The following is a 24,943-nucleotide window of genomic DNA, read 5'->3' as shown; positions in this document are numbered from 1 at the left end:
GCCGGGACGATGACCGCACGAGCATTCCTGGTTCGGGGGCTGCTGATCGGCCTCCTCTCCGGCTTCGCGACGTTCCTCGTCGCCCACCAGGTCGGCGAGCCGCACGTCGAGACCGCGATCGCGCTGGAGGAGGCGGCCTCCGCCGACGATCCCACCGCGACGGAGACCGCACACTCCCACGATGACGAGGGCACCACCGTGTCCCGCCAGCACCAGCGGACCTGGGGCCTGCTGACCGGCAGCCTCGCGGTGGGCGTGGCCGTCGGCGGCCTCGTCGCCCTGGTCGCCGCCTCGGTCGTCGGCCGCATCGGCCGGCTCTCCCCGGGCCAGTCGACCGCGTTGGTGAGCCTGATCGGCTTCGTCTCGGTGGCGCTGGTGCCGTTCCTGAAGTACCCCGCCACCCCGCCCGCCGTCGGGTCCGGTGACACGATCGGCGACCGCACGAGCTACTACTTCGGCTTCGTGTTGATCTCGGTCGCGTTCGCGGCGTTCTCGTCGCTGCTCGCCATCCGGCTGCTCGACGAGATCGGCACGTACGGCGCCGTCCTCGCCAGCGCCGGTGTGTACGTCGTGGCCGTCGTCGTCGCGGGCCGGATGATGCCGACCGTCAACGAGATCGGCGACTTCCCCGCCGACGTGCTCTGGTACTTCCGGCGCGCCTCGCTGCTGACCCTGGCCACGCTGTGGGCGGTGATCGGCATCGGACTCACCGGCCTGATCGGTCGGCTCCATCGCCACGAGCGTGGCCTCGCCGACCGACGCGAGCTGGCAGCCAGCCTGTGATCGCGCCGCCGTCGTCCTCGGTCGCCGCCGCGGCGGCCGAGCGCCTGGCCGCCCTGGCTACCCCTCCCGGGGCGCTGGGGCGGCTCGGCGACCTCGCGGTCTGGCTCGCCGCGACCCAGGGCACGGTGCCGCCACCCGCCCTCGACAACGTCCGGCTGGTGATCTTCGCCGGCGACCACGGCGTCGCGAGGCACGGCGTGTCGGCGTATCCGCCCGAGATCACGGCCGCCATGGTGCGCACCTTCGTCTCCGGCCGCGCGGGCGTCTCGGCGCTCGCGGCGGCGCACGACGTCTCCGTGCGGGTCCTCGACCTGGGCGTCGACGACGACCTCGACGGCGTGCCCGACGACGTCCGCCGACACAAGGTGCGCCGCGGATCGGGCGCCATCCACCTCGAGGACGCCCTGACGCCCGACGAGACCGACCGGGCCCTCGCGGTCGGAGCCGCCGTGGCCCGCGAGGAGATCGCCGGCGGCGCCCAGCTGCTGCTCAGCGGCGACATGGGCATCGGCAACACCACGCCCGCCGCGGCCCTGGTCGCCGCCGGGCTCGGCCTGCCGGCACCGGAGGTGACCGGCCGGGGCACCGGCGTGGCCGACGACGCGCTCGCGCACAAGCAGGCCGTGGTCCAGCGGGCGCTCGACCGGGCCGGCGGACGCCTCGGCGACCCGGTCGACTGCCTCACCGCGTTGGCCAGCGCCGACCTCGCCGCCAGCACGGGCTACCTGCTCGAGGCGGCCCGGCAGGGCGTCCCGGTGCTGCTGGACGGCCTGATGGCCGTGGCCTGCGGCCTCACCGCGGACCGGATCGAGCCGGGGGCGGCCGCGTGGTTCGCGGCCGGCCACCGCTCGACCGAGCCCGCCCAGTCGCTGGCGCTGGCCAAGCTAGGGCTCGAACCGGTGCTGGACCTCGGCATGCGGCTCGGCGAGGGCAGCGGCGCGGTGGCCGCCGTGCCGGTGCTGCGCAGTGCGGTCGCCCTCCTGCGCGACGTCGCGCTGCTCTCCGAGCTGCTGCCGCCCGACGCCCATGCGTGACGACCATGCGTGACGACCATGCGTGACGCCTGGCGCCTGGCGACCGGCACCCTGACGGCGCTGCCGGTCCGTCCACCGACGCGCGTCGATCGCCGCACCGCGCGCACCGCGATGCTGCTGGCGCCGCTGGCCGTGCTCCCCCTCGGCGTGCTCGTGGCGATGCTGTTGTGGCTCGGCGGCCTCACCTCCCTTCCTCCGCTGGCGGTCGCCTTCGTCGCCGTCGGCGCGCTGGCCGTCGGCTCGCGGGCCCTGCACTGGGACGGCCTGTCCGACGTGGCCGACGGGCTGACGGCGTCGTACGACCGCGAGCGCTCGCTCGCCGTCATGAAGACCGGGACCAGCGGCCCGGCCGGCGTCACCGCGACCGTCGTGGTGGCCGGCACGCAGGCGGCCGCGCTGACGGCCTACAGCCACTCGATCGCGCTCGCCGCGCTCGCGGGCGCGCTCGTCTGCCTGTCGCGCTGTGCGCTCTGGGTCGTCTGCTGCACGCGGGTACCGGCGGCGCGCGCCGACGGCCTGGGCGTCACCTACACCCGCACTGTGCCACTGCCCGTCGCGGTGCTCGGCGGCGTGCTGCTGTCGGTCACCGGCGGCCTGGCCGTGCTCGTGCTCGTACGCCGGGCGACCACTCGCTTCGGGGGCGTCACCGGCGACGTCTTCGGTGCCGCGATCGAACTCGCCCTCGCCACCATGCTGCTCACCTGGGCATGGCTGTGAGGTCAGAGGCGCAGCACCTTCCCCGCCACCACCAGGTGCACCTCGTCGCAGACCGCCCCGAACCCCTGGTTGACCGACCCGAGCAGGTCACGGAAGACCCGGCCCGACCGGTGCTCCGGCACCACCCCCCATCCGACCTCGTTGCTGACCAGGACCACGGTGCCACCGGCCGCCGACAGTGCCTCCAGGGCCCGATCGACCTGCTCGTCGACGTAGGCCGACAGGTCGGGCATCGAGGCGTCCCACAGGCCGGCGTCGTCGACGAGCCGGGTCAGCCAGGTGCCGAGGCAGTCGACGAGGACGGCGTCCGAGGTGGTCAGCGCGGTCGCCAGGTCGCCGGTCTCGAGCGTCGACCAGTGCGTCGGGCGGCGCGCGCGATGGGCCGCGATCCGCTCCTGCCAGTCGGCGTCGTCGCGCACCGGCCCGGGCGCGACGTACCGCACCGCCGTGGCCGAGGCGAGCAGGCCCTCTGCGTGCCGCGACTTGCCGGATCGGACGCCGCCGGTGACCAGGACCCTCATCGATGACTCCACTCTCGGGACGGCTGCTCGGACTCACGGCGGGCTTCGCCGCCGACCGCGTGCTCGGCGACCCGGCACGCTGGCACGCGGTGGCCGGGTTCGGGCGCGCGGCGGCGGCCCTGGAGCGACTGACCTACGCCGACCGCCGCGGCGCCGGCGCGGTGCACGTGGCCATCCTCGTCGGCGCGACGACCGCGGTGGGCGTACACCGCGCCGGTCCGGTCGCGACGGCCATCGCGACCTGGGTGGTCCTCGGCGGCCGCTCCCTCGACCGCGAGGCCGCGGCCGTGCAGGCCCATCTCGCCGCGGGAGACCTGCCCGCAGCGCGGCAGCGACTCACCCACCTGGTCGGCCGCGACACGAGCGAGCTCGACGAGGCCGGTGTGGCGCGCGCCGTCATCGAGTCGCTCGCCGAGAACACCTCCGACGCCGTGGTCGCGCCCCTGGTCTGGGGCGCCGTCGCGGGCGTGCCCGGGCTGCTGGCCCACCGGGCCACCAACACCCTCGACGCGATGATCGGCCACCGCAACGAGCGCTACGAGCGCTACGGCTGGGCGGCGGCCCGGCTCGACGACCTGCTCAACCTGCCGGGCGCGCGGCTCACCGCCGCGCTGACGGTCGTGCTCGGCGACGACCGGCGCGCCGCCTGGCGGACGTGGCGACGCGACGCCGGCGGCCACCCCAGCCCGAACGCCGGGCCGGTCGAGGCGGCGTTCGCCGGAGCGCTCGGCCTGCGGCTCGGGGGCGTCAACGCGTACGGCGGCCGGACCGAGGACCGGCAGGTGCTCGGCGACGGACGCGCTCCCGACCGTCACGACATCACCCGGGCCCGCCGGTTGGCGCGGCGGGTCGGGGTCGGGGCGTTGGCCGCGATCGCACCCATCGCACTGCGTCGTCGACGCCGCTGACGGTCGTCACGCCGTCCGGCGCCGGCGGCCGCCGCACCACCACCACCGGGATCCGGAGGCCGGCCGCGGCCTGCATCTTCGGCCAGGTGTGGTCGCCGCCGGAGTCCTTGGTCACCAGCACGTCGGCGTCGTGCCCCTGCATCAGCGCCGTCTCGTCCTCGAGCGCGTACGGGCCCCGATCGCGCAGCACCTCCCACGTGTCCGGCAGGGCGACCTCCGGCTCGTCGACCACCCGCACCAGCACCGACGCGCCCGCCAGCGGTCCCGTGAAGCGACCGAGCGCCTGTCGCCCGACTGTCAGGAACGGCCGCTCCCCCAGCTCAGCGGCCGCAGCCGCCGCCGCGTCGTGGTCGTCGACCCACACCCATGCCGGCGCCGACCGGTCGGCCCAGCCGGGCCGCTGCAGCCGCAGCAGAGGTACGTCGTCGCAGGCCGCCGCGGCGTGGGCCGAGATCTGCGCGGCGAAGGGGTGGGTGGCGTCGACGACCGCGTCGAAGTCCCGCGCGTACGCCGCGAGCCCGGCCACGCCGCCGAACCCGCCGACACGCACGGCTCCGACCGGCAGTCGCGGCTCGGCGACCCGGCCGGCCAGCGAGGTCGTCACGTCGACGCCGTCGTCGACCAGTGCGGCGGCGAGCGACCGCGCCTCCGCCGTACCGCCGAGCACCAGCACCTTCATCGCCGGTCCCCCGGCGGCAGCACCGGCAGGCCGGCGGGCAGGCCGGACCTGGCCAGGTCGAGCAGCGCGTCGACGTCGAGGTGGTGCTCGACGAGGTCGCCGAGCAGGTCGAGGCGGCGCTCCCGCGCGGCCAGGAAGCTGACCCCCGACGGCGTCCACACGTGCCCGGTGAGCCGGGCGACCTCGCCGAGGAAGGCCGCACGGAAGTCGTCGTGCTCCAGGCAGCCGTGCCACATCGTGCCGAAGACGTGGCCGTCGCGGACGCCGCCCAGGAACTCCTCGCCCGATCCCGCCGTCACCCGCCCGTGGTGGATCTCGTAGCCCCCGACCTGGGTCCCGAGCGCGCTGCCCCGCGGGAGCCGCAGCGCCTTCTCCGCGGCGAACGTCGTCGAGACGTCGAGCAGCCCGAGGCCGTCGGTCGCCGCGCCGGGAGGGCCCTCGACACCGTCGGGGTCGGAGATCGTCCGGCCGAGCATCTGGAAGCCGCCGCAGATACCGAGGACCGGCCGGCCCGCGGCGGTGTGCGCGGCCACGGCCCGATCGATGCCACGACCACGCAGCCAGGCGAGGTCGGCCAGCGTCGCCCGCGAGCCGGGCAGTACGACGAGGTCGGCGTCGGCGACCGAGCGGCCGTCGGAGGCGTAGACGACGTCGACTCCGGGCTCGAGCCCGAGCGCGTCGATGTCGGTGAAGTTGCTGATCCGCGGCGACCGCACCACGACGACACGCAACGGCGCGGGACCGTCGAGGACGCGCCGGTCGCCGACGTCGAGGGTGTCCTCGCTGTCGAGCCACACGTCGCTGTTGAACGGGAGTACGCCGTACACCCGCCGCCCGGTCAGCGACTCCAGCTCGCGCAGGCCGGGTGCGAGCAGGGTCTCGTCGCCCCGGAACCGGTTGACGACGAAGCCCGCCACCAGCCGCTGGTCCTCCGGTGCGAGCAGCGCGACGCTGCCGAAGAGCGACGCGAAGACCCCGCCGCGGTCGATGTCGCCGACCAGCACCGTGGCGAGCCCGCCGTGCTGGGCCAGGCCGAGGTTCACGTAGTCGCTCGACCGCAGGTTGATCTCCGTCGGGCTCCCCGCACCCTCCGCGACGACGATCTCGAAGCGCGACGAGAGGTCGTCGAAGGCGTCGTACGCCGCACGCGCCAGATGCGCCCGCCCGGCGACGAAGTCGTGCGCGGACACCTCGCCCGCCGGCCGCCCGAGCACCACCACGTGGCTGCGACGGTCGCTGCCGGGCTTGAGCAGCACCGGGTTCATCGCGACCTCGGGCTCGACGCCGGCCGCGAGCGCCTGCACCCACTGGGCACGGCCGATCTCGCCGGTGCTGCCGCCGGGGCCGACGACGACCATCGAGTTGTTGGACATGTTCTGCGCCTTGAACGGCGCGACCTTGACGCCGCGCCTGACCAACGCCCGGCACAGCCCCGAGGTGACGATGCTCTTGCCGGCGTCGGAGGTGGTGCCGGCGACGAGGAGCCCGGTCATGGGAGCTCGACCGGTCGGAGGCGGGCGGGGTCAGGGCGCGCGGGAATACCCGGTGAACCGAGGGCTGTCCCTGAGCACTGTGACACGTGAGGCGAACGGTGCGCCGTGTCGACGACGGCCTTCATGCGAGCTTCCAGTCAGCCAGGACGCGGCAGTCGTGGTTGGCGTAGCGGTGCAGCGCGATCCGGTCGGCCCGACAGCGCGCGGGGAGCTCGGCGCCGAGTGCGGCGCGCACGGACTCCGGGTCGATGCCTGCGGCGCGCTGGTCGAGCGTCAGGTGCGGGATCGGCTCCGGGAAGGCGCCGCCGTACGGCGGGCACTGCGGGAACGCCGCGACGAGCCGCCGGGTCAGCTCGCGGAAGGACGTGTCGGGGTCGGGCAACAGGTGGATGATCCCGTCGGGGAACTCGCCCAGCCGCTCCAGGCGGAAGTCGAACGCCGGCACACCGGCCGCGATCGCCGCGACCAGGTCGAGGTCGGCGGCGGACGGCGCGGGCAGGAACGGGCCGAGCACCGTGATGTGCGCGTGCACGAACGCCGGGTCGGCCGAGAGGAACGACGCGTCGTAGTGCTCGGTGCGCTCGCGCACGAAGCGCTCCAGCTCCGGCACCGGTACGACGAGCACGGTGTGCGCGGGCGGGCGGACCATCAGGCGTCCCGCCTCAGCAGGAAGATGTCCATCACCCAGCCGGCCGCCGTCCGCAGCCGCTCACGAGCGGCATCGATCTCGGGCAGCACGTCGCCGACGCGGCCGACGACCAGCTCCTCGACCGGGGTGCCGAGGTTGCCGCCCCACCAGATCGACCAGTCGTCCAGCCCGGGCAGCTCGATGACCCGGTTGAGCATGACGACGACGTTGTCCTGCCCCTGCTCGACCGCCTCCTGAAGCCGTCGGCCGCTGGTCACGTGCAGTGCGTGGCCGACCTCGTGCAGCACGATGCGGTGCCGCGCGGCCAGCAGCTGGATGCTGGAGATGCCCGGGATCACGTCGAGGACCAGGTCGAGGCGGCCCCGCTCCTGCAGCGACTGGAGGATCCGGATCGTCGAGTCGTAGAACGCCGGGTCGCCCCACACCAGGAAGCCGGCCTCCCCCGCTCGCGACTCCAGCGCCTGCGCGAACGCCTCCTGCCGCGCCTCGTGCCACTGCGCGACGGCCGCGTCGTACTGCTCCTGGGTGGCGGTCCGGTCGGGCCGCCGCTCCCGCTCGGGGTCATCGACGCGCACGACGACCGGCTCGCGGCCCAGGTGCCGGTCGAGCAGCCGCTCGCGGGCGTGAACCAGCGGGTCGGGCATGCCGCCCCGACCGGACTTGTCGGTCACCACGAAGTAGTCGACCTCGCGCAGCGCGCGCACCGCCTCCAGCGTGACCAGGTCGGGGTCGCCCGGGCCGACGCCGATCACGCGGACCCGCTTCACGGCGTCCGTCCGGCCGTGCGCCCGGCGGTGAGCAGGCAACCGTTCTGGACGACGAAGAGGTTGCTCACGCACCGCTGCCCGGTCGTCGCACCGCGCGGCGGTGAGCAGGCAACCGATCTGGACGACGAGAAGGTTGCTGGCTCACCGCCGCTCCGCACCGACGCGCTCACCCGCGGTCCTCCAGATCGCCCTCGAGCTCGAGGTACACCTGCTGCATGGCAGCAAGGGTGTCCGGGTCGGGCGACTCCCACAAGCCACGGTCGGCCGCCTCGTGCAACCGCTCCACGATCCCGCGCAGCGCCCACGGGTTGGAGCGGCCCATGAACTCGCGATTGGTCTCGTCGAGCACGTACTCCCGGGCCAGCGACTCGTACATCCAGTCGTGGACCACCCCGGCCGTCGCGTCGAAGCCGAAGAGGTAGTCGACGGTCGCCGCGAGCTCGAACGCGCCCTTGTAGCCGTGCCGCTGCATCGCCGAGATCCAGCGCGGGTTGACCACCCGCGCCCGGAAGACCCGGTTGGTCTCCTCCTGGAGCGTGCGAGTCCGGACCGCATCGGGCGAGGTCGAGTCGCCGACGTACGCCTTCGGATCCGCGCCCGTGAGCGCGCGCACCGTCGCGACCATGCCGCCGTGGTACTGGAAGTAGTCGTCGCTGTCGGCGATGTCGTGCTCACGGGTGTCGACGTTCTTGGCGGCCACCTTGATCCGGCGGTACGCCGTGCGCATGTCGTCGGCGGCCGGTGCGCCGTCGAGGTCGCGCCCGTAGGCGAAGCCGCCCCACGCCGTGTAGACCTCGGCGAGGTCCTCGTCGGAGCGCCACGACCCGGACTCGATGACCTGCAGGATGCCCGCGCCGTACGACCCCGGCTTGCTGCCGAAGATGCGGGTCGTGGCCCGCCGCTCGTCGCCGTGGGCGGCGAGGTCGGCGCGGGCGTGGGCGCGCACGAAGTTGCGGTCGTCGGGCTCGTCGAGCCCGGCCACCAGCCGCACGGCGTCGTCGAGCATCGCAACCACGTGCGGGAAGGCGTCGCGGAAGAAGCCCGAGATCCGCACGGTCACGTCGATGCGCGGCCGGCCGAGCTCGTCGAGGGGCACGACGCGCAGGTCGCTGACCCGCCGCGACATCTCATCCCACTCCGGGCGTACGCCGAGCAGCGCGAGCACCTCCGCCACATCGTCGCCCGAGGTGCGCATCGCGGATGTGCCCCACACCGAGAGGCCCACCGACGACGGGTAGTCGCCGGTCTCGTCCACGTAGCGCTGGAGCAGCGAGTCGGCCATCGCCTGCCCGGTCTGCCAGGCCAGTCGCGACGGCACCGCCCGCGGGTCGACCGTGTAGAAGTTGCGGCCGGTCGGCAGCACGTTGACCAGGCCGCGCAGCGGCGAGCCCGACGGTCCGGCGGGCACGAAGCCGCCGTCGAGCGCGTGCAGCACGGCGTCCAGCTCGTCGGTCGTACGCCGCAGCCGGGGCACGACCTGGTCGGCCGCGAAGCGCAGCACCCGCTGCACTTCGGGGTCGTCGTGCAGCCCGGTCGCGGCGGCCGGTGACCAGTCGGCCTCCTCCATCCGCTGCACCAGCTCGCGCGCCTGCTGCTCGATGGCGTCGACCGCGGTCACCGACTCGCCCTCCTTGAGGCCGAGCGCCATCCGCAGCCCGGGTACGGCGTTGGCCTCACCGCCCCAGACCTGCGCGGCCCGCAGGATCGCGAGCACGAGGTTGACGCGAGCCTCGCCGGACGGCGCCTGCCCGAGGATGTGCAGCCCGTCGCGGATCTGGGCGTCCTTGATCTCGCACAGCCAGCCGTCGACGTGGAGCAGGAAGTCGTCGAAGTCGTCGTCCTCGGGACGTTCGTCGAGCCCGAGGTCGCGGTGCATCTCGGCGGCGTGCATGAGCTGCCAGATCTCGCCGCGCACCGCCGGCAGCTTGGCCGGATCCATCGCGGCGATGTTGGCGTGCTCGTCGAGCAGCTGCTCCAGGCGCGCGATGTCGCCGTACGTCTCCGCCCGAGCCATCGGCGGCACCAGGTGGTCGACGATCGTCGCGTGGGCTCGGCGCTTGGCCTGTGCGCCCTCGCCCGGATCGTTGACGAGGAACGGGTAGACGAGCGGCAGGTTGCCGATCGCCGCGTCGGTCGCGCAGGAGGCCGACAGGGCGGCGTTCTTGCCCGGCAGCCACTCCATGGAGCCGTGCTTGCCGAGGTGCACGACGGCGTGCGCGCGGAAGCCGTGCTCGACCCACTTGTACGCCGCGAGGTAGTGGTGCGAGGGTGCCAGATCCGGGTCGTGGTAGATCGCGACCGGGTTCTCGCCGAACCCGCGCGGCGGCTGGATCAGCAGCACCACGTTGCCCGCCTGGATGGTGGCGAGCACGATCTCCCCGGCATCGTTGACGAAGAGCCGCCCGGGCGACTCGCCCCACGCCTCGACCATCGCGTCCATCAACGGCGCCGGCACGTCGGCGGTCCACGCGTCGTACTCCGCCCGGGTGATGCGCACGTGCGCGTCGGTGAGCTGGGCGCTGGTCAGCCACTCCTCGTCCTGGCCGCCCGCGGCGATCAGCGAGTGGATGAGCGCGTCGCCGGCCTCGGTGTCATCGGCGAGGTCGAGCCCCGGCACGTCACCGACGTCGTACCCGGCGGACCGCATCCGGCGCAGCAGTCGCACCGCGCTCACCGGCGTGTCGAGGCCGACGGCGTTGCCGACCCGCGAGTGCTTCGTCGGGTACGCCGAGAGCATCAGCGCGATCCGCTTCTCGGCGTTCGGGATATGCCGCAGCCGCGCGTGGTTGACCGCGATCCCCGCCACGCGGGCGCACCTCTCGGGGTCGGCCACGTAGCGGGGCAGTCCGTCGGCGTCGACCTCCTTGAAGGAGAACGGCGCAGTGATGATCCGCCCGTCGAACTCCGGGATCGCGATCTGGGTCGCCGAGTCGAGCGGGGTGACGCCGTCGTCGGAGGCCTCCCACTCCTCCCGACTGGTCGTCAGGCAGAGCCCTTGCAGTACGGGGATGTCGAGGCGCCGCAGTCGCTCGACGTCCCACGCCTCGTCGTCTCCCCCGGCGCTCGCCCCGGCCGGCCTGCTGCCGCCGGCCGCGAGCACGGTCACGACGAGCGCGTCGAACGTGCCGAGCGCGTCGTACAGCTCGTCGGGCGCCGACCGCAGGCTGCCCGCGAAGACGGGTACGCCGACGGCCTCGCCGGTCGCGTCGATCGCGTCGGCCAAGGCGTGCGCGAAGGCGTCGTTGCCGCTGATCTCGTGGGCGCGGTAGTAGAGCACGCCGACGCGCGGTAGGGCTGCGGTGGTTTCGAGGCTTGGGCCTAGCGGCCCTCGCACCTCAACCACCGTCTCGATGGTTGAGGAAGGCGCGCTAGCGCCTGTCTCGAAACCACCCTCCCGACGAGCAAAGCCCCAGCCCGGCACCACCGCCGGCGGCTCGAAGCCCTCACCGGTGAGCAGCACCGTGTCGGAGAGGAAGGCGTGCAGCTGGGCGAGGTTCGCCGGCCCGCCCTCGGCGAGGTAGCGGTGGGCCTCTGCCGCGACTCCGATCGGCACCGTCGAGAGCTCCATCAGCTCCGCGCTCGGCTGCGCCTCGCCCCCGAGCACGACCACCGGCCGGTCACCGGCGAAGAGCTCGGCTCGCCACGGCTCGAGGTCGTGCGGCGACCCCAGCAGGCGGACGACGACCAGGGCGACGCCGCCCAGGTCGGGGAGCTCCCGTGCCGGGTTCGCCCAGAGCCAGTCGGCACCCGAGGCCCGGGCCGAGAGCAGGTCGGTGTCGGAGGTGGACAACAGCGCCAGTCGCATCTGGTTTCTCCTGGGGTTCTCGCCCCTGTTCGACGGAGGTCCCGTGGCCAGTGTCTGGCTTCGGCCGCACCCTCACCCGGGAGCGGCCTCACAGTGGCGGAACCGCCCCGGACTCGCACCGGGTTCCTGTTCCACGAGACGTGAGTGTCCTCAGCCTAGTGGCCATCACCGGAAGTTCTTCGGGTGGCCCGCGCCCTGGAGGAACCTCCAGCGACGACCACGAGAGGACGACGTCAGCAGTTCTGCGACAGCTCGGCGAAGCACCGGTCGATCCCGCGCCCGCCCAGCGCGCCGTCGAGGCCGCCCTGTCCGACGAGGAGGTCGCGGCCGGCACCGCCCTTGAGCAGGTCGCCGCCGGGGCCGCCGTAGATCCGGTCGCGGCCGCCCTTGCCGCTGAGGGTGTTGCGGCCGGCGTCGCCGACGATGACGTCGGGACCGGCCGTGCCGATGACGTTCTCGACGTTGCGCACCCGGGCCTTGGTGCCCGCGAACCGCGCGGTGCCCGCCTGGAGGTGGATCCGGGCACCCACACCGCGGACCACGACCGTGTCCTTCCCGTCGCCGCCGTCGACCCTCAGCTTGCACGCCGGGCAGCGCTTGCTGGTCGTGCCGTCGGTGGGGGCGCTGACGGTGAGCCGGTCCGGGCCCGCGTCCCCGGCCAGGTCGGAGACCGGGGCGCCGGCCGGGATCGCCGCCTCCCACGGGGCGAGTGCGGGGTCGACGGCGCCGACGTGGATCCGTGCGGTCACGGCGTCGTTGCCCTCGCCGCCGCGCGCGGAGCCGAACTGGCGCTGCACGATGCGGTCGTTACCCGGGCCACCGTCGGTCGTGCCGCCGGCGTGGGAGACCACGTCGTTGCCCGCGCCGGCGTTCACCGTGCCGCCGACGGTGAAGATCGTGTCGTTGCCGTCGCCGCCGTCGACGGCGACGGGATCGCCGCAGATCCGGTCGTTGCCGGCACCCGCGTTCACGGTGACGTCGGCGAAGCCCCACGCGATGATCACGTCGTCGCCGTCGGTGCCGGTGATCGTCTGCCCGTCGGCGGTCGCGACCATCGTCGGGAGCTGGCCGCGGCAGGTCGTGATGTCCGCCGCCGACGACGGAGCGACCGAGGCGGCGCCGGCGGCCGCGAGCAGCGTCGCGACCGCGGCGATCGGTCCGACCGTCCGGAGCTGGAGCCGAGAGAGCGTCATGTCTGGAGAGCGTGCCATCCCGGCCTGCCGTTACACGAGTGCCACGCGGAGCCCGCTCAGCGCCCGGCCCAGGCCGCCCACAGCTCGGCGTAGGCGCCCCCGGCGGCGACGAGCTCGTCGTGCCGGCCCCGCTCGACGACCCGGCCGGCGTCCATCACCACGATCTCGTCGGCGTCGACGGCCTGGGTGAGCCGGTGGGCGATGGTGAGCGAGGTGCGCCCGGACGCCACCGCGGTCGCCGCCCGCTCGAGCGAGCGGGCGCCGGCCGAGCCCGCCTCCGCCGTCGCCTCGTCGAGGACGACCACCAGCGGGTCGGCGAGCAGCACTCGCGCCAGCGCCAGCTGCTGCGCGAGCGCCGGCGTGAGGGTCGACGCCCCGTCGCCGACCGCGGTCGCCAGGCCGTCGGGCAGCGCCGCGACCGCCGCCCGAGCGCCCACCGCGTCCAAGGCGGCGAGCAAGTCCTCGTCGGTCGCCGACGGGGCCGCGAGCGTCAGGTTGTCGCGCACCGTGCCCGCGAACACGTGCACCTCTTGGCTCACGATCGCCACGGGTGGCCGGCCCGCGCCGTCCAGCCCCGCGAGTGGCACGCCGCCGAGCGACACCGTGCCTCGCGTCGGCCGCAGCCGGCCCGCGACGGCCGCGCCCAGGGTCGTCTTGCCCGCGCCCGAGGCGCCGACCACGGCGACCCGGTGCCCGGGCGCCACGTCCAGTGACACGGTGTCGACGGCGGGCCGACCCGCGACGTACTCGTGGTGCAGGTCGCGTACGACGAGGTGTCCGTCGTCCGGGCGCCGGGCGTCGGGCACGGGCACCGGCGCGGGCAGGAGCGCGATGCCCGCCAGCCGGACCAGCGACGCCCCGGCCGACTGCGCCTCGTCGAAGAGCGCGATCAGCGCGCCGATCGGGTTGAAGAGCCGGTGGAAGAGCAGGGCGGCCGACGTCACCGCGCCGACGGTCACCGCGTCGGCGTCGACCAGCGCGAAGCCGGTCGCGAGGATCGCCAGCAGCCCGATCACCTCGGCCCGGTTGTTGCGTGCCCAGAAGCGGGTCAGCAGCCGGTAGACGTCGATCGACAGCTGGGCCGAGCGCCACGACGCCTCCTCGGTCACGGCCTGGTGCCGGTCGGCCATGCGGTAGGCCCGCAGCGTGCGGCTGGCGTGCACGCCGGTCAGCAGCGCCTCGGCGCGCGCGGCGTTCGCCTCGCGCTCGCGGCGGTAGTACGGCCCCGACCGCGGCAGGTACCACCGCAGGCCGAGCACGTAGAACGGCGCCGCCACCAGGCCGGCGAGGCCGAGCCGCCAGTCGAGCGCGAAGAGCCCGATGGCCGTGAACACCACCGCGATCGCGGAGTTCACGAGGATCGGGATCACCTCGGTGAACGACTCGGTGATCAGGCGTACGTCGTCGCCGACCCGCGACAGCAGGTCGCCCTGCCCGGCCGCCTCGAGCTCGCCGGCCTCGAGCCCCAGCGACCGCTCGACGACGATCTCGCGCAGATCGGCCAGGGCAGGCTCGGCGGTGCGGGCCAGCAGCGCGATCGACAGCGCCGTCGCCGTCCCGCCCACCACTGCGGCACCGAGGATCCACAGCACCGGCCCGGTGAGCTGCGCCGCCGAGCCGTTCGACACGACGACGTCGACGATGCGCCCGAGCATCCACGGCCCGACCAGTCCGGTCAGGCCCTCGACCGCGAACATCAGCGCGCACAGCGTCAGCGCCGCCGGGCGCCGGCGCAGCAGTCGGCGGGCGAGCGCCCCGGCCTCGCGCGGCGTGGCGATCGGGAGCTGGTGGGCGCTCATCGCAGCACCGCCGCGCGGTACTCGTCCAGCTCGGCGAGCTCGACGTGCGTCCCGACCGCGACCACCCGGCCGCCGACCAGGTGCAGCACCCGGTCGGCCCGCGCCAGCAGCGCGGGGTGCTGGTCAGCACGAGCGTGGCACCGTCGGCCCGGCGTACGGCGTCGATGCCCTCCGCGATCCGCTGCTCGGTCACGGCATCGACAGCGGTCGTGGGGTCGTGCAGCACCAGGACGGGTGCCGCGGCGGCGAGCGCGCGGGCCAGGCCGAGCCGCTGGCGCTGGCCGCCGGAGAGGGTGGTTCCGTTGACGGTCACCGGCTCGTCGGGGAGGTCGTGTGCCGAGGACGCGCGCAGCACCTCGTCGAACCGCTCCTCGCCGATCCGGCCCGCGGGGTCGACGTTGCTGCGCAGGGTGCCCTCGAAGAGGTCGACGTGGTGCTCGGCCACGACCAGCAGCCGCCTCGACTCCGCGATGGTGAGCTCGGTCAGGGGCACACCGCCGAGCAGCACCGCACCGCGGTCGGGCACCTCCTCGCCGTGCAGCAGCCGGATCAGGGTGCCCGCGTCGGAGGGATCCTCGGCCACGACGGCGACGACCTCGCCGCTCGCGACGCGCGCGGAGACGTCGACGAGGGTGCCGGCGACGACGCCGTCGAGCTCGAGGTCGGACGCGACCGCGGTGCGATCGCCGGCCCGCACGAGCGGCGGAGCGGCGAGCACGCCGAGGATGCGCCGTGCCGACGCCCGCGACCGAGCGAGCTGGGCGACCAGGTAGGCGATCATCCCCATCGGCTCGGCGACGAACTGGGCCAGGCCCACGACGGCGACCAGCTCGCCGATGCTCATCCCGCCGTCGAGCGCCCGGTGCCCGGCGACCAGCGCGACGACCGCGAGGAAGGCGAGGCTGAGCCCGCTGGTCAGCCCGTAGAGCAGCCCCTCCCAGCGAGCGGCGGCGATGCTGGCGCCCATGGCGTCCTGGCTCTGCCGGCGGTAGCGCGCGTGGGCCACCCGCTCGGCGCCGATGCCCTTGAGCGGGCGCAGGCCGCGCACCAGGTCGGTCGCCAGCCCGGTCGCTCGGCCGATCGCCTCCTGGCGCTCGTGGGCACGGTGGGCGAGCCGGGGCGCGAGCACCTGGGTGCACACCAGCACCACAGGGACGCCGACGAGCACGACCACCGCGACCAGCGGGTCGATCGTGGCGAGCACGATCGCGCTGATCACCAGGCCGGCGGTGCCGGCGACCGTGAAGGTCAGCTGGCGCACGACTCCCGCGACCAGCTCGGCGTCCCCGGTCGCAAGGGCGAGCACGTCGCCCGGCAGTCGGTCGGTCCGCGCGCCACGGGCCGACAGCACGTGGGCCGAGACCTCGGTGCGCAGCAGGTGGCCCTCCTCCTGGACCGCCCGGAAGCCGATCCGCGACCCGAACCGGTAGGAGAAGCTCAGCACCGCGAAGTGCACGCACAGCACGGCGCACCACAGCACCAGTCGCTCCAGGTCGCCGGAGGCGACGGCCCGGTCGATCACCACGCCGATCAGGACCGGGACCGCGGCCTCGCAGACCTGCCACAGCGTGATCAGCGCGATCGCGCCCAGCAGGCGGCGCCGCTGGCGGCGTACCGTGCGCCGGATCAGCGCGCCCGGCGTCGCCGGGACCTGCTCCGCGCTCACGCCGGCTGCACGGTCACGTCGGCGCGCGCGGACCGGCGGCGGGAGAGAATCGGATCGAGATACCGCGAGCGCGCGTCCATTGAACTAAGGGTAGCCTAAGTAGGCGGCCGGACGACGAGCCGTACGACGAGAGGAGCCCGGATGCCGGCATGGCACGGACAGGTGGAGACCACGGAGTGGGTGACGCCCGCGCTGGTGCGGGTGGTGCTGGGCGGCGACGGCCTCACCGGCTTCGAGCTGCCCGACACCACCGACACCTACGTCAACGTCGCGATCCCGCCCCCGGGTGCGCCGTACGCCGGGGTCTTCGCCCCCGCCGACGTCAAGGAGCAGCACGTCAAGGAGCACTGGCCGGTGCGCCGTCGCTACACCGTGCGCGACTGGGACGGCGCGGCCGGCCGGCTGACCCTCGACGTCGTCGTGCACGGCGACCACGGTGTCGCCGGTCCGTGGGCGGCCGGAGCGCGCGTCGGCGACATCCTGGTCTTCGAGGGTCCCGGCGGCGGCTATCGCCCGGACCCCGCCGCGGACTGGCACCTGCTGGCCGGCGACGAGTCGGCGCTGCCGGCGATCGCGGTCTCGCTCGCGGCGGTCCCCGCCGGCGGCCGGGCCGTGGTGCGGCTGGTCTGCGACGGCCCGGAGCACGAGATCGCGCTGACCTGCCCCGGTGAGCTCGACCTCGTCTGGCTGCACCGCACCGGCGCCGACGACGACGTCGACCTGCTCGCCGACGCGGTGGCCGACCTGGAGTTCCCGTCCGGCCGGGTGCACGCGTTCGTCCACGGCGAGGCCGACGAGATCCGGGCGATCCGCCGCCACCTGCTCACCGACCGCGGCCTCGACCGGTCCAGCATGTCGTGCTCGCCGTACTGGCGGCGCACGATGACCGACGAGGCCTGGCGGGCCATCAAGAGCGACTACGTCGCGGCGATGGACGCCGAGGTCGCGTAGGGGTCGCCGTCGTGCGGGTTTCGGCTGCTGGCAGCCGAAACCCGCACGACCACCGGGCGCGTGTGTAGCACCCAATCCCAGCCGCGCCGAGATGAGGATCAGTCGTAGACGATGACGCCCCGGATGTTCTTGCCGTCGCGCATGTCCTGGTAGCCCTGGTTGATGTCGTCGAGCGTGTACGTCGTGGTGACCATCTCGTCGAGCTTGAGCCGGCCCTCCATGTAGAGGTTGAGCAGGCGCGGGATGTCGTAGCGCGGGTTGGCGTTGCCGAAGATGCAGCCGACCAGCTCCTTGCGCATCATCGACATCTCGAAGAGGTTCAGCTTCACCTCGTCGGCCATCATGTTGGCGACCGCGGTGACGACGCCCCGGCCGGCCTTCTTGACCAGGCTCATCATCGGCGCGATCAGATCTCCGGTCGCGAGGCCGACCGCGAGGATCGCCTTGTCGGCCATCGCGCCCTGGGTGATCTCGCTGATCAGCGGCTGCGCCTCCTCCATGGACGCCGCGGTGTGGGTGGCGCCGAGGGTGAGCGCCTTCTCGCGCTTCCAGGCGACCGGGTCGATCGCAACGACGTGCCGAGCGCCGGCCATCGCCGCGCCCTGGACGGCGCTCATGCCGATGCCGCCGATGCCCACCACGGCCACGGTCTCGCCCGACTGCACGTCCGCGGCGTACGTCGCGGAGCCCCAGCCGGTCGTCACGCCGCAGCCGACGAGCGCGGCCTTCTCGAGCGGGATGCTCTTGTCGATCTTCACCGCACTGTCGACGTTGACCACGGTGTAGGGCGAGAACGTGCCGAGGCCGACCATGATGCCGAGGTCGCGGCCGTCCTTGGCGTGGTGGCGGTAGGAGAAGTCCGAGAGCTGCATGCCGCTGAGCAGGAACGCGCCGAGGTCGCACAGGTGCTGCTGGCCGGTCGAGCACGACGGACACCTCCCGCAGGAGGGGATGAAGCTGAACACGACGTGGTCGCCGACCTCGAAGCCGACCGTGTCCGGGCCGATCTCCTGGACGACGCCGGCGCCCTCGTGTCCACCGATGACCGGGAACTGCTTGAGCCCGAAGGCCTCGGCGAGCTCCGGGTCGAGCACCATGTCGCCGGTGACCATGTGCTCGTCGGAGTGGCACAGGCCCGAGGCGGCCAGCTTGACGAGGAGCTCGCCACGCTTCGGCGGGTCGAGCTCGATGTCCTCCACACTCCACTCGGTGTGCGGCTCCCACAGGATGGCTGCGCGGGTCTTCATGCTGACTCCCTCGGAAAAGTAGAACGCGTTCTTGTTCACCTGCAAGGTAGTCCCTGGTGTGGCGCCTGTCACGTGTTCGCTCGGTGCCGCGAGCGGTCGCTCCGCGAACCGACCGGCGCGCCGTCCCACGGGTGCGGCACGATGACGCCATGACGGCGTACTGGATCAGCACCTACGTGGAGGTCACCGACGAGGCCAAGCTGGCGGCGTACGCCGCGCTGGCCGGTCCGGCGCTGACCGGAGGTGGCGGCAGGTTCGTGGCCCGGGGACTGCCCGAGGTCGTCTACGAGGCCGGGCAGCGGACCCGCACGGTGGTCATCGAGTTCGAGTCCGTGGCGCAGGCGGAGGCGGCGCACGACAGCGCGGCGTACCAGGAGGCGCTGGCCGCCCTCGACGGCGGCGCCGTGCGCGACCTGCGCATCGTGCCGGGCAGCGGCTGACGCGAGCGGGGCCGGGTGAGCGGACGGGCCAGATCACCCGACTCGGGTGATCCGACGGCCCCGGCTCGCCCCGACGATGGCGGGGGCTAGCGGTCGTCGCTGGAAGTTCCTCGGGCCACCCGAAGAACTTCCGGTGGCGGCCACTAGCGGGAAGGCGGAGTGGGACGTGGTGATCACGAGCGAGCCGAGCCGTCCGGTGCTGCCGCGCGGGGTGCTGGTCCTCGGCGGCCTGGCGGCGACCGTCATCGTCATCGCGGGCATGAGGTCGGCGGCCGACATCCTCGCGCCGACCTTCCTGGCGCTGGTGCTGACGATCCTGGCGCATCCGATGCGCCGGTGGCTCGACGCCTGGATGCCCTCGTGGGCGTCCTCGCTGGTCTGCACGGTGGCGATCTACGCGCTGCTCCTCGGCCTGGCGCTGGCCGTCGTGGTCTCGGTGGCCCGGTTCGCGACGCTGCTCCCCGAGTACACCGACGAGGCCTCGCAGCGAATCGACGATCTGACCGCGTGGCTCACCAACGCCGGCGTGAGCCAGGAGCAGGTCGAGAAGGTCGGCTCCTCCTTCAGCCTCGGCCAGCTCGGCTCGTTCGTCGGGGCGCTGCTCACGGAGCTGATGGGTCTCGTCTCGAACCTGTTCTTCATCCTCGCGCTCGTGCTCTTCATGACGATGGACGGCGGCTCGTTCCCGCGGCAGCTGGAGCGGGCGCGGCGGGCCCGCCCCGCCCTGGTCGACGCCGTCAGCGACTTCGCACGGGGCACCCGGCGCTACCTCGCGGTCTCGACGGTCTTCGGCCTGATCGTCGCGGTCTTCGACACGATCGCCCTGGCACTGCTCGGCGTGCCGGCACCGTTCCTGTGGGGCCTGCTTGCCTTCATCACCAACTACATCCCCAACATCGGCTTCGTGATCGGCCTGATCCCGCCGGCGATCCTCGCCCTGCTCGAGGGGGGCCCGGGCCTGATGCTGGCGGTGATCGCGATCTACTGCGTCCTCAACGTGGTCATCCAGTCGGTGATCCAGCCGAAGGTCGTCGGTGACGCGGTCGGCCTGTCGACCACGCTGTCCTTCATCTCGCTCGTCTTCTGGGCATGGGTGATCGGCCCGCTCGGTGCGCTGCTCGCGATCCCGCTGACGCTCTTCGCCAAGGCGCTGCTGGTCGACGTCGATCCGACCACCCGCTGGATGCGCCCCCTGATCTCCAACAAGGACGACCCGTAGGACAGCCCGGCCGAGTCCTGATCGGCCGAGTCCTGATCGGCCGGGCCCCGAGGCGACCGTCGGTCAGTCGCGCGCCATCGCCGCGTGGAACTCGCGCTCGAGATCGAGGTACAGGTCATCGCCGACGTTGATCTCCACCACCCGGATCCGGCCCCCGGTGAAGGAGTACGGCGCGCCGTACTCCTTCGACACCGGGTCGGATCCGTCGCGGCCGACCGTCAGGCCCTCGCCGCAGAGCGCGAAGTGGCCGGGCTGGGTCCGCCAGCCGCCCTTGGCGACCGCGGCGTCGTCGACGTAGAGCGTCGCGGTGCCGATCGCCTCGCCGCGGTCGCCGTGGCTCTCCTTGGCGAACTCGACCCCGAGCACGTGCGCCCCGGCCGTCAGCTCGTCGGGTGAGACGAGCTGCTGCTCGGGCGGCATGCCGAGGAAGTTGTTGACGTACCAGAGCCGGCGCTCCTTGATGAACAGCGAGTGGCCGCCGAACCGGGCACCGTTGGCGATGATCACGCCCTGTGCGCTCGCGTCGGCGATCTCCACCTGGGCGAGGATCTTGAAGGACCGGCCCCGGATCTCGGCCGCGGTGAACTCCGGCACCGGCGAGGTGTTCGGGTAGTAGCGGTAGACGCCGCCCTCGGGGATGTCCGCCACCGGCATCGTCCTCACCAGGTCGGCGATCGACCGGTTGTCGAGCGGGAGCACGTCGTACTTGCCGGCCTCGACGTACCAGAGGTTGACCAGCTCCTTCACCCTGTCGGGGTACTGGTCGGCGAGGTCGTGCAGCTCCGCGCGATCCTCCTCGGAGTGGTAGAGCTCCCAGGTCTCGTTGACGAAGTCGGCCGCGGTTCCGCCCGCGTTGGGCGCGCGCTGTGCGACCACGTGCCAGCCGTCGTGCCAGAGCGCGCGGGTGCCGAACATCTCGTAGTACTGCACGACCTTCCGGGTCGGGCCGTCGGCGTCGAAGCTGTACCTCATCGACACGCCGGGCAGCTCCGACTGGGCGTAGCCCTGGACCTGCTCGGGCATCTCCAGTCCGATGCACTCGAGGATCGTCGGCACGATGTCGACGGCATGGTGGTACTGGGTGCGCACCTCTCCACGCGCGGCGATGCCCCGCGGCCAGGAGATCACCAGCGGGTCGGCGACCCCGCCCTGGTAGGTGTAGCGCTTGAACATCTTGAACGGCGACGAGAAGGCCACGGCCCAGCCGGTCGGGTAGTGGTTGTAGGTGTCCGGCGAGCCCAGCTGGTCGAGCTGGGCCAGGTTCGACTCGAGGTCGTCGGGCCAGGCGTTGAAGAGCTTGTTCTCGTTGACCGACCCGTTGGGCGAGCCCTCGCCGGAGGCGCCGTTGTCGGCGCAGTACATCACGATGGTGTTGTCGAGCTGCCCGGTCTCCTCGAGGTAGTCGATGATCCGGCCCACCTGGGCGTCGGTGTACTCCGAGAACCCCGCGTAGACCTCGGCCATCCGTGCGAAGAGCCGCCGCTCCTCGTCGTTCAGCTCGCCCCACGGCCGCACCTGGTCCATCGGCTGGGCGGCGTCGCCCGGCAGCGGGTTGACCTCGCTCAGCTCGGTGCCCTCGGGGAGGATGCCGCGCTCGACCATCCGCGGCAGCACCCACTCGCGGTAGGCCTCGTAGCCGTCGTCGAACTGCCCGGCGTACTTGGCGATGTACTCCTCCGGAGCATGGTGCGGCGCGTGGTTGGCGCCGGGGCAGAACCACAGGTACCACGGCTTCGTCGGCGCCGAGGTCACGCTGTCGGCGATGAACGAGATCGCCTTGTCGGCCAGGTCCTTCGACAGGTGGTAGCCATCCTCCGGCAGGGAGGGCTGGTCGACGTAGTGGTTGTCCTCGGCGAGCGTCGGGTACCAGTTGTTGGTCTCGCCCCCGATGAAGCCGTAGAAGCGGTCGAAGCCACGGGCCAGCGGCCAGTTGCGGCGGCTCGCGCCCACCGCCCACTCGTCGAGCGGGATGTTGTGGTTCTTGCCGACCCAGAAGGTGTTGTAGCCGTTCTCGCGGAGCACCTCGCCGATCGTCGCGTTCTCCATCGGGATGTGGCCGGTGTGCCCCGGGAACCCCTGCGCGCCCTCGGCGATCTGGGCGAAGCCGTTCTGGTGGTGGTTGCGCCCGGTGAGCAGGCACGAGCGCGTCGGCGAGCACAGCGCCGTGGTGTGCCACTGCGTGTAGGTGAGCCCTCGGTCGGCGAGCCGCTGCATCGTCGGCATCTCGATCCGGCCGCCGTACGGCGACCAGGCGGCGAGCCCAGTGTCGTCGTACAGCACCAACAGCACGTTCGGCGCACCCTCGGGCGCCGACGGCTCCCGGAACGGCGTCCAGTCCGCGACGGAGTCGCGCACGTCGAGGTTGACCACTCCCGTGAACTGCTTGACCATGACGCCCTCCCGCATGAGACGAACCGCTCCCACGTTCGTCGTCCTCCAGGGCGACTGGATCACCCGTAGCGGGTGATACCGGAGGGCTCAGGCCCGCATCGCTGGTTCCCGGCTCAGCCGAGCAGCGCGCCGAGCCCCTTGCCCAGGCTGGACAGGCCGAGGACCCCGAGCAGCACCACCATGATCGCGCTGTTGTGGACCTCCATGAAGTCCTTGAGCGCGTTGAGCGGATGCGCCATCCGGTCCCCCGCGACCAGGAACGCGACGACCGGGCCGACCACCAGCGTGCTCGCGATCAGCACGAACACGACGACCGCGATCACCGACTCGGTGGTGTCGAGGCCGTTCGAGGCGATGGCGACACCGCCGGTCACGGCCAGGGCCAGGTTCTTCGGGTTGAGGCCCGACAGCGCCGCGCCCAGGCCGAGCGCGACCAGGGGTGGCGTCCGGTCCAGGCCCGACATCCACTTCGGCGGTACGACGTCCTGACCCGGCCGGGGACGACCGCGCCAGGTGTGCGCCGCCAGCAGCAGGAACAGCAGGCCCAGGACGAGCTTGATCCACCCGGTCAGGTCCGACGACCCGCCGGTGTCGATCCCGTCGGGGCCGGCGAGCAGCAGCACGACGACGAGCACCAGGGTGGTGCCGAGCATCCACCCGACGGCGAACGCCGGCGCGGTGACGCGGGCCCGCTTCGAGAGCAGCATGAGCACGGTCGCGATGATCGGCACCGGGCTGATCGCGACACCCAGTGCCGCGGGCAGCAGGTCACCGAGTGCGGTGGACAGGTCTGCGCTGGTCGTCATCCTCGTTCCTTCCTCTCCCCCGGTTCGGGAGGGTCTTCGTGCTGCTGAGCGGTCTCAGCGGTCCGCGCCGCGGCCACGGCCGCGTCGACGCTGGGGTAGCGCCCGGCGATGACGTCGACGGACTCCGCCGCCGACACGACGTCGCGGACCTGGCCGATGCTCTTGGCGATCAGTAGTGCGACGCCTCGGCGCTCCAGGTCGGTCCGGAGCGTCGCGAGCATGGACGCACCGGACACGTCGATGGTCGGCACGGTCTCGGCGTCCAGGACGACGGTCCGGGTCCGCGGACCCACCATGCCGGTGATGGCGTCGCGGACGACGTCGGCGTTGGCGAAGTAGAGCCCCGCCTCGACCCGCACCACCACGAGCTCCTCGTCGGCGGCCAGCTCGGGCCGCCGCGCCAGGTCGACCCAGGTCGGCGGGGGGCCGGGGTCCCGGGCCAGCCGGGCGACGTGCGGTCGCGACGACCGGTAGAGCAGGGTCAGCAGCGACACCGCGATGCCGATGAAGAGGCCGGGCAGGGTGTCGAAGACGAGGACTCCGACCATGGTCGTGACGGCCGCGATGAAGTCGACGCGCGCCGTGACGTGGTAGATCCTGCCGAGCGGCCCGGTCCACACTCCGTAGAGCCGGCGCAGCGAGGCGATGTCGACGAGCTCGATGACCGCGGCGATCACCACGGCCGCGAGGACCGCTTCGGGCAGCTGCTCGAACAGTCCGGTCAGGAACAGCAGCGTGACCAGGGTCAGGAGCGCCACCGTGATGCCGGACACCTGGGACTTGGCGCCCGCGGCGCCGTTGACCGCCGTCTTCGAGAGGCTGCCGTTGACGATCATGCCGCTCGCGAGACCGGAGCCGACGTTCGCGGTGCCCATGCCGATGAGCTCGGCGTTCGCGTCGATCTCGTAACCCTCGCGGACGGCGTACGTCTTCGCGGCGCCCAGGCCCTCGGCGAACCCGATCAGCAGGACGCCGGCGGCGGGCCCGACGAGGTCCAGGTAGTCCCGCAGGCCCAGGTCGGGCAGCCCGACCGCGGGCAGGCCGGCCTCGATGGAGCCGACCACAGCGACGCCGTGGTCGTCGAGACCGAAGATCGCGACCGCCGCGATGCCGGCCAGCACGGCCACGAGCGACGCCGGCACCAGGGGTAGCAGCCGCTTGAGGAGCAGGATCGCCACCAGGGCCGAGCCGCCGACGAGGACGGTGAGCCCGTCGACGCTCGAGAGCTCGGCGAGGATGCCCCACAGCTTCTCGAAGAAGTCTCCGGCAGGCTTGTCGATGCCCAGCAGCGCGGGCACCTGGCCGATGATAATCGTCAGCGCCAGGCCGACGATGAAGCCCTTGAGCACCGGCTCGGAGATGAACGACGCGAGGAAACCCATCCGGCACAGGCCCGCCACGATGCCCAGCAGGCCGACCACCACGGCGAGTGCCGCGGTGGTCACGACGAAGGCCTCGGTGCCCGGCGTCGCGGCGTCCGCCACCACCGAGGCCGACAGCGCCGCGGTGCCGGACATGGTCGCCACCACCAGCTGCCGCGAGCTCCCGAACACGGCGTACAGCAGCAGGGCCGGCACCGCCGCATAGAGGCCGACCACCGGCGAGACGCCCGCGATCGTCGCGTAGGCGAGCGACTCCGGCACCAGCACCGCCCAGACGGTCAGCCCGGCGACGACGTCGCCGCGCAGCCACGACCGCCGGTAGCCGCCCAGCGACGTGAAGAGGCGAGCCGGGTGAGCGCTGGTAGCAGCCATCGTCTCCTGGTACTCCTGGATCACTGGTCCGGCCGCCGCGCGGCCGTCCCGCCGGGAGCGTCCAGCCTGTGGGTCCGGCGGCGCGGGCGCCTCACCCGATGCGGGTGAGGCGCCGCAGGCC

Annotated in this window: 19 protein-coding genes, 1 pseudogene and 1 riboswitch; of the genes and pseudogenes, 7 read left to right on the top strand and 13 right to left on the bottom strand. The window is 73.1% G+C overall.

Annotated elements, in window-relative coordinates; translation table 11 throughout:
• The first annotated feature begins 9 nt into the window (after window positions 1–9).
• Genes FHU40_RS28560 through FHU40_RS21795 form a run of 3 tightly spaced genes read left to right on the top strand, consistent with a single transcriptional unit; the run spans window position 10 to window position 2,534 of the window.
• Window positions 10–783 carry a CbtA family protein gene (locus FHU40_RS28560; protein ID WP_183594468.1) on the top strand — a complete coding sequence of 258 codons (774 nt, stop codon included), beginning with the start codon at window positions 10–12 and terminating at the stop codon, window positions 781–783.
• Window positions 780–1,817 (top strand): nicotinate-nucleotide--dimethylbenzimidazole phosphoribosyltransferase, encoded by a 1,038-nt coding sequence (cobT, locus tag FHU40_RS21800; RefSeq protein ID WP_343057975.1) that lies wholly within the window; start codon window positions 780–782, stop codon window positions 1,815–1,817. The genes FHU40_RS28560 and cobT overlap by 4 nt, the downstream gene beginning before the upstream one ends.
• A gap of 18 nt (window positions 1,818–1,835) precedes the next feature.
• Window positions 1,836–2,534 (top strand): adenosylcobinamide-GDP ribazoletransferase, encoded by a 699-nt coding sequence (locus FHU40_RS21795; RefSeq protein WP_183594802.1) that lies wholly within the window; start codon window positions 1,836–1,838, stop codon window positions 2,532–2,534.
• Between the two features lie 2 nt (window positions 2,535–2,536).
• On the opposite strand, the gene cobU is transcribed toward FHU40_RS21795, so the two are convergent.
• Window positions 2,537–3,055, bottom strand: coding sequence for a bifunctional adenosylcobinamide kinase/adenosylcobinamide-phosphate guanylyltransferase (gene cobU / locus FHU40_RS21790; RefSeq protein ID WP_183594466.1), 519 nt, complete (start codon window positions 3,053–3,055; stop codon window positions 2,537–2,539).
• A gap of 2 nt (window positions 3,056–3,057) precedes the next feature.
• On the opposite strand from cobU, the gene FHU40_RS21785 reads away from it, so the two are divergent.
• On the top strand, window positions 3,058–3,963 hold the full coding sequence (locus FHU40_RS21785) for a cobalamin biosynthesis protein (RefSeq protein WP_183594464.1): 906 nt from the start codon (window positions 3,058–3,060) through the stop codon (window positions 3,961–3,963).
• Here FHU40_RS21785 and FHU40_RS21780 read toward each other — a convergent pair.
• The 8 genes and pseudogenes from FHU40_RS21780 to FHU40_RS29900 all read right to left on the bottom strand — a co-directional run.
• A complete protein-coding gene (locus FHU40_RS21780) occupies window positions 3,875–4,642 on the bottom strand; it encodes a cobalt-precorrin-6A reductase (RefSeq protein ID WP_183594462.1) in 768 nt (255 codons plus the stop codon). The genes FHU40_RS21785 and FHU40_RS21780 overlap by 89 nt on opposite strands.
• Complete coding sequence (locus FHU40_RS21775; RefSeq protein ID WP_183594460.1) at window positions 4,639–6,135, bottom strand: cobyric acid synthase; 1,497 nt, start codon at window positions 6,133–6,135, stop codon at window positions 4,639–4,641. Before FHU40_RS21775 ends, FHU40_RS21780 begins: the two co-directional genes overlap by 4 nt.
• 121 nt (window positions 6,136–6,256) lie before the next feature.
• A complete protein-coding gene (locus FHU40_RS21770) occupies window positions 6,257–6,784 on the bottom strand; it encodes a 2'-5' RNA ligase family protein (protein ID WP_183594458.1) in 528 nt (175 codons plus the stop codon).
• Window positions 6,784–7,551 (bottom strand): precorrin-6A synthase (deacetylating), encoded by a 768-nt coding sequence (gene cobF, locus FHU40_RS21765; protein ID WP_183594457.1) that lies wholly within the window; start codon window positions 7,549–7,551, stop codon window positions 6,784–6,786. Before cobF ends, FHU40_RS21770 begins: the two co-directional genes overlap by 1 nt.
• 166 nt (window positions 7,552–7,717) lie before the next feature.
• Entirely contained in the window at window positions 7,718–11,356 is a 3,639-nt protein-coding gene (locus FHU40_RS21760; protein WP_183594456.1) for a cobaltochelatase subunit CobN, read from the bottom strand.
• A 28-nt stretch (window positions 11,357–11,384) separates the two neighbouring features.
• Window positions 11,385–11,530: riboswitch (cobalamin riboswitch) on the bottom strand.
• A gap of 59 nt (window positions 11,531–11,589) precedes the next feature.
• A complete protein-coding gene (locus tag FHU40_RS21755) occupies window positions 11,590–12,549 on the bottom strand; it encodes a calcium-binding protein (protein ID WP_183594455.1) in 960 nt (319 codons plus the stop codon).
• A 56-nt stretch (window positions 12,550–12,605) separates the two neighbouring features.
• Window positions 12,606–14,348 carry an ABC transporter ATP-binding protein gene (locus tag FHU40_RS21750; RefSeq protein WP_183594454.1) on the bottom strand — a complete coding sequence of 581 codons (1,743 nt, stop codon included), beginning with the start codon at window positions 14,346–14,348 and terminating at the stop codon, window positions 12,606–12,608.
• 268 nt (window positions 14,349–14,616) lie between these two features.
• Window positions 14,617–15,873: pseudogene (locus tag FHU40_RS29900) on the bottom strand (ABC transporter transmembrane domain-containing protein); the annotation flags it as partial.
• A gap of 282 nt (window positions 15,874–16,155) precedes the next feature.
• Here FHU40_RS29900 and FHU40_RS21740 point away from each other — a divergent pair.
• Window positions 16,156–16,965, top strand: coding sequence for a siderophore-interacting protein (locus tag FHU40_RS21740; RefSeq protein WP_183594453.1), 810 nt, complete (start codon window positions 16,156–16,158; stop codon window positions 16,963–16,965).
• Window positions 16,966–17,063: 98 nt separating this feature from the next.
• Here FHU40_RS21740 and FHU40_RS21735 read toward each other — a convergent pair whose 3' ends face one another.
• Entirely contained in the window at window positions 17,064–18,212 is a 1,149-nt protein-coding gene (locus FHU40_RS21735; RefSeq protein ID WP_183594451.1) for an NDMA-dependent alcohol dehydrogenase, read from the bottom strand.
• Between the two features lie 149 nt (window positions 18,213–18,361).
• On the opposite strand from FHU40_RS21735, the gene FHU40_RS21730 reads away from it, so the two are divergent.
• Window positions 18,362–18,652 (top strand): DUF1330 domain-containing protein, encoded by a 291-nt coding sequence (locus tag FHU40_RS21730; RefSeq protein ID WP_183594449.1) that lies wholly within the window; start codon window positions 18,362–18,364, stop codon window positions 18,650–18,652.
• A gap of 133 nt (window positions 18,653–18,785) precedes the next feature.
• The gene (locus tag FHU40_RS21725; protein ID WP_343057974.1) at window positions 18,786–19,871 is read left to right on the top strand and encodes an AI-2E family transporter; all 1,086 of its coding nucleotides are present in this window, start codon (window positions 18,786–18,788) and stop codon (window positions 19,869–19,871) included.
• Window positions 19,872–19,934: 63 nt separating this feature from the next.
• Here FHU40_RS21725 and FHU40_RS21720 read toward each other — a convergent pair whose 3' ends face one another.
• The 3 genes from FHU40_RS21720 to FHU40_RS21710 all read right to left on the bottom strand — a co-directional run bounded on the left by FHU40_RS21720 (window position 19,935) and on the right by FHU40_RS21710 (window position 24,822).
• On the bottom strand, window positions 19,935–22,295 hold the full coding sequence (locus FHU40_RS21720; RefSeq protein ID WP_343057973.1) for an arylsulfatase: 2,361 nt from the start codon (window positions 22,293–22,295) through the stop codon (window positions 19,935–19,937).
• Window positions 22,296–22,375: 80 nt separating this feature from the next.
• A complete protein-coding gene (locus FHU40_RS21715; protein WP_183594447.1) occupies window positions 22,376–23,068 on the bottom strand; it encodes a GAP family protein in 693 nt (230 codons plus the stop codon).
• Window positions 23,065–24,822, bottom strand: a complete 1,758-nt coding sequence (locus FHU40_RS21710) for a SulP family inorganic anion transporter (RefSeq protein WP_183594445.1) — start codon at window positions 24,820–24,822, stop codon at window positions 23,065–23,067. The genes FHU40_RS21715 and FHU40_RS21710 overlap by 4 nt, the downstream gene beginning before the upstream one ends.
• Window positions 24,823–24,943 lie beyond the last annotated feature (121 nt).

This window comes from Nocardioides soli (assembly GCF_014191495.1).
Taxonomy (GTDB): domain Bacteria; phylum Actinomycetota; class Actinomycetes; order Propionibacteriales; family Nocardioidaceae; genus Nocardioides; species Nocardioides soli.
The sequence above is the reverse complement of the archived record's forward strand: the minus strand, read 5'-3'. Positions and strand labels throughout refer to the sequence as shown.

Bases quoted from the DNA above. Each gene is read 5' to 3' on its own strand.
- FHU40_RS28560 (WP_183594468.1), top strand. From the start codon at position 10: ATGACCGCACGAGCATTCCTGGTTCGGGGGCTGCTGATCGGCCTCCTC.
- FHU40_RS21795 (WP_183594802.1), top strand. From the start codon at position 1,836: ATGCGTGACGCCTGGCGCCTGGCGACCGGCACCCTGACGGCGCTGCCG.
- cobU (WP_183594466.1), bottom strand. From the start codon at position 3,055: ATGAGGGTCCTGGTCACCGGCGGCGTCCGATCCGGCAAGTCGCGGCAC.
- FHU40_RS21785 (WP_183594464.1), top strand. From the start codon at position 3,058: ATGACTCCACTCTCGGGACGGCTGCTCGGACTCACGGCGGGCTTCGCC.
- FHU40_RS21780 (WP_183594462.1), bottom strand. From the start codon at position 4,642: ATGAAGGTGCTGGTGCTCGGCGGTACGGCGGAGGCGCGGTCGCTCGCC.
- FHU40_RS21775 (WP_183594460.1), bottom strand. From the start codon at position 6,135: ATGACCGGGCTCCTCGTCGCCGGCACCACCTCCGACGCCGGCAAGAGC.
- FHU40_RS21770 (WP_183594458.1), bottom strand. From the start codon at position 6,784: ATGGTCCGCCCGCCCGCGCACACCGTGCTCGTCGTACCGGTGCCGGAG.
- FHU40_RS21760 (WP_183594456.1), bottom strand. From the start codon at position 11,356: ATGCGACTGGCGCTGTTGTCCACCTCCGACACCGACCTGCTCTCGGCC.
- FHU40_RS21755 (WP_183594455.1), bottom strand. From the start codon at position 12,549: ATGACGCTCTCTCGGCTCCAGCTCCGGACGGTCGGACCGATCGCCGCG.
- FHU40_RS21750 (WP_183594454.1), bottom strand. From the start codon at position 14,348: ATGAGCGCCCACCAGCTCCCGATCGCCACGCCGCGCGAGGCCGGGGCG.
- FHU40_RS21740 (WP_183594453.1), top strand. From the start codon at position 16,156: ATGCCGGCATGGCACGGACAGGTGGAGACCACGGAGTGGGTGACGCCC.
- FHU40_RS21735 (WP_183594451.1), bottom strand. From the start codon at position 18,212: ATGAAGACCCGCGCAGCCATCCTGTGGGAGCCGCACACCGAGTGGAGT.
- FHU40_RS21730 (WP_183594449.1), top strand. From the start codon at position 18,362: ATGACGGCGTACTGGATCAGCACCTACGTGGAGGTCACCGACGAGGCC.
- FHU40_RS21715 (WP_183594447.1), bottom strand. From the start codon at position 23,068: ATGACGACCAGCGCAGACCTGTCCACCGCACTCGGTGACCTGCTGCCC.
- FHU40_RS21710 (WP_183594445.1), bottom strand. From the start codon at position 24,822: ATGGCTGCTACCAGCGCTCACCCGGCTCGCCTCTTCACGTCGCTGGGC.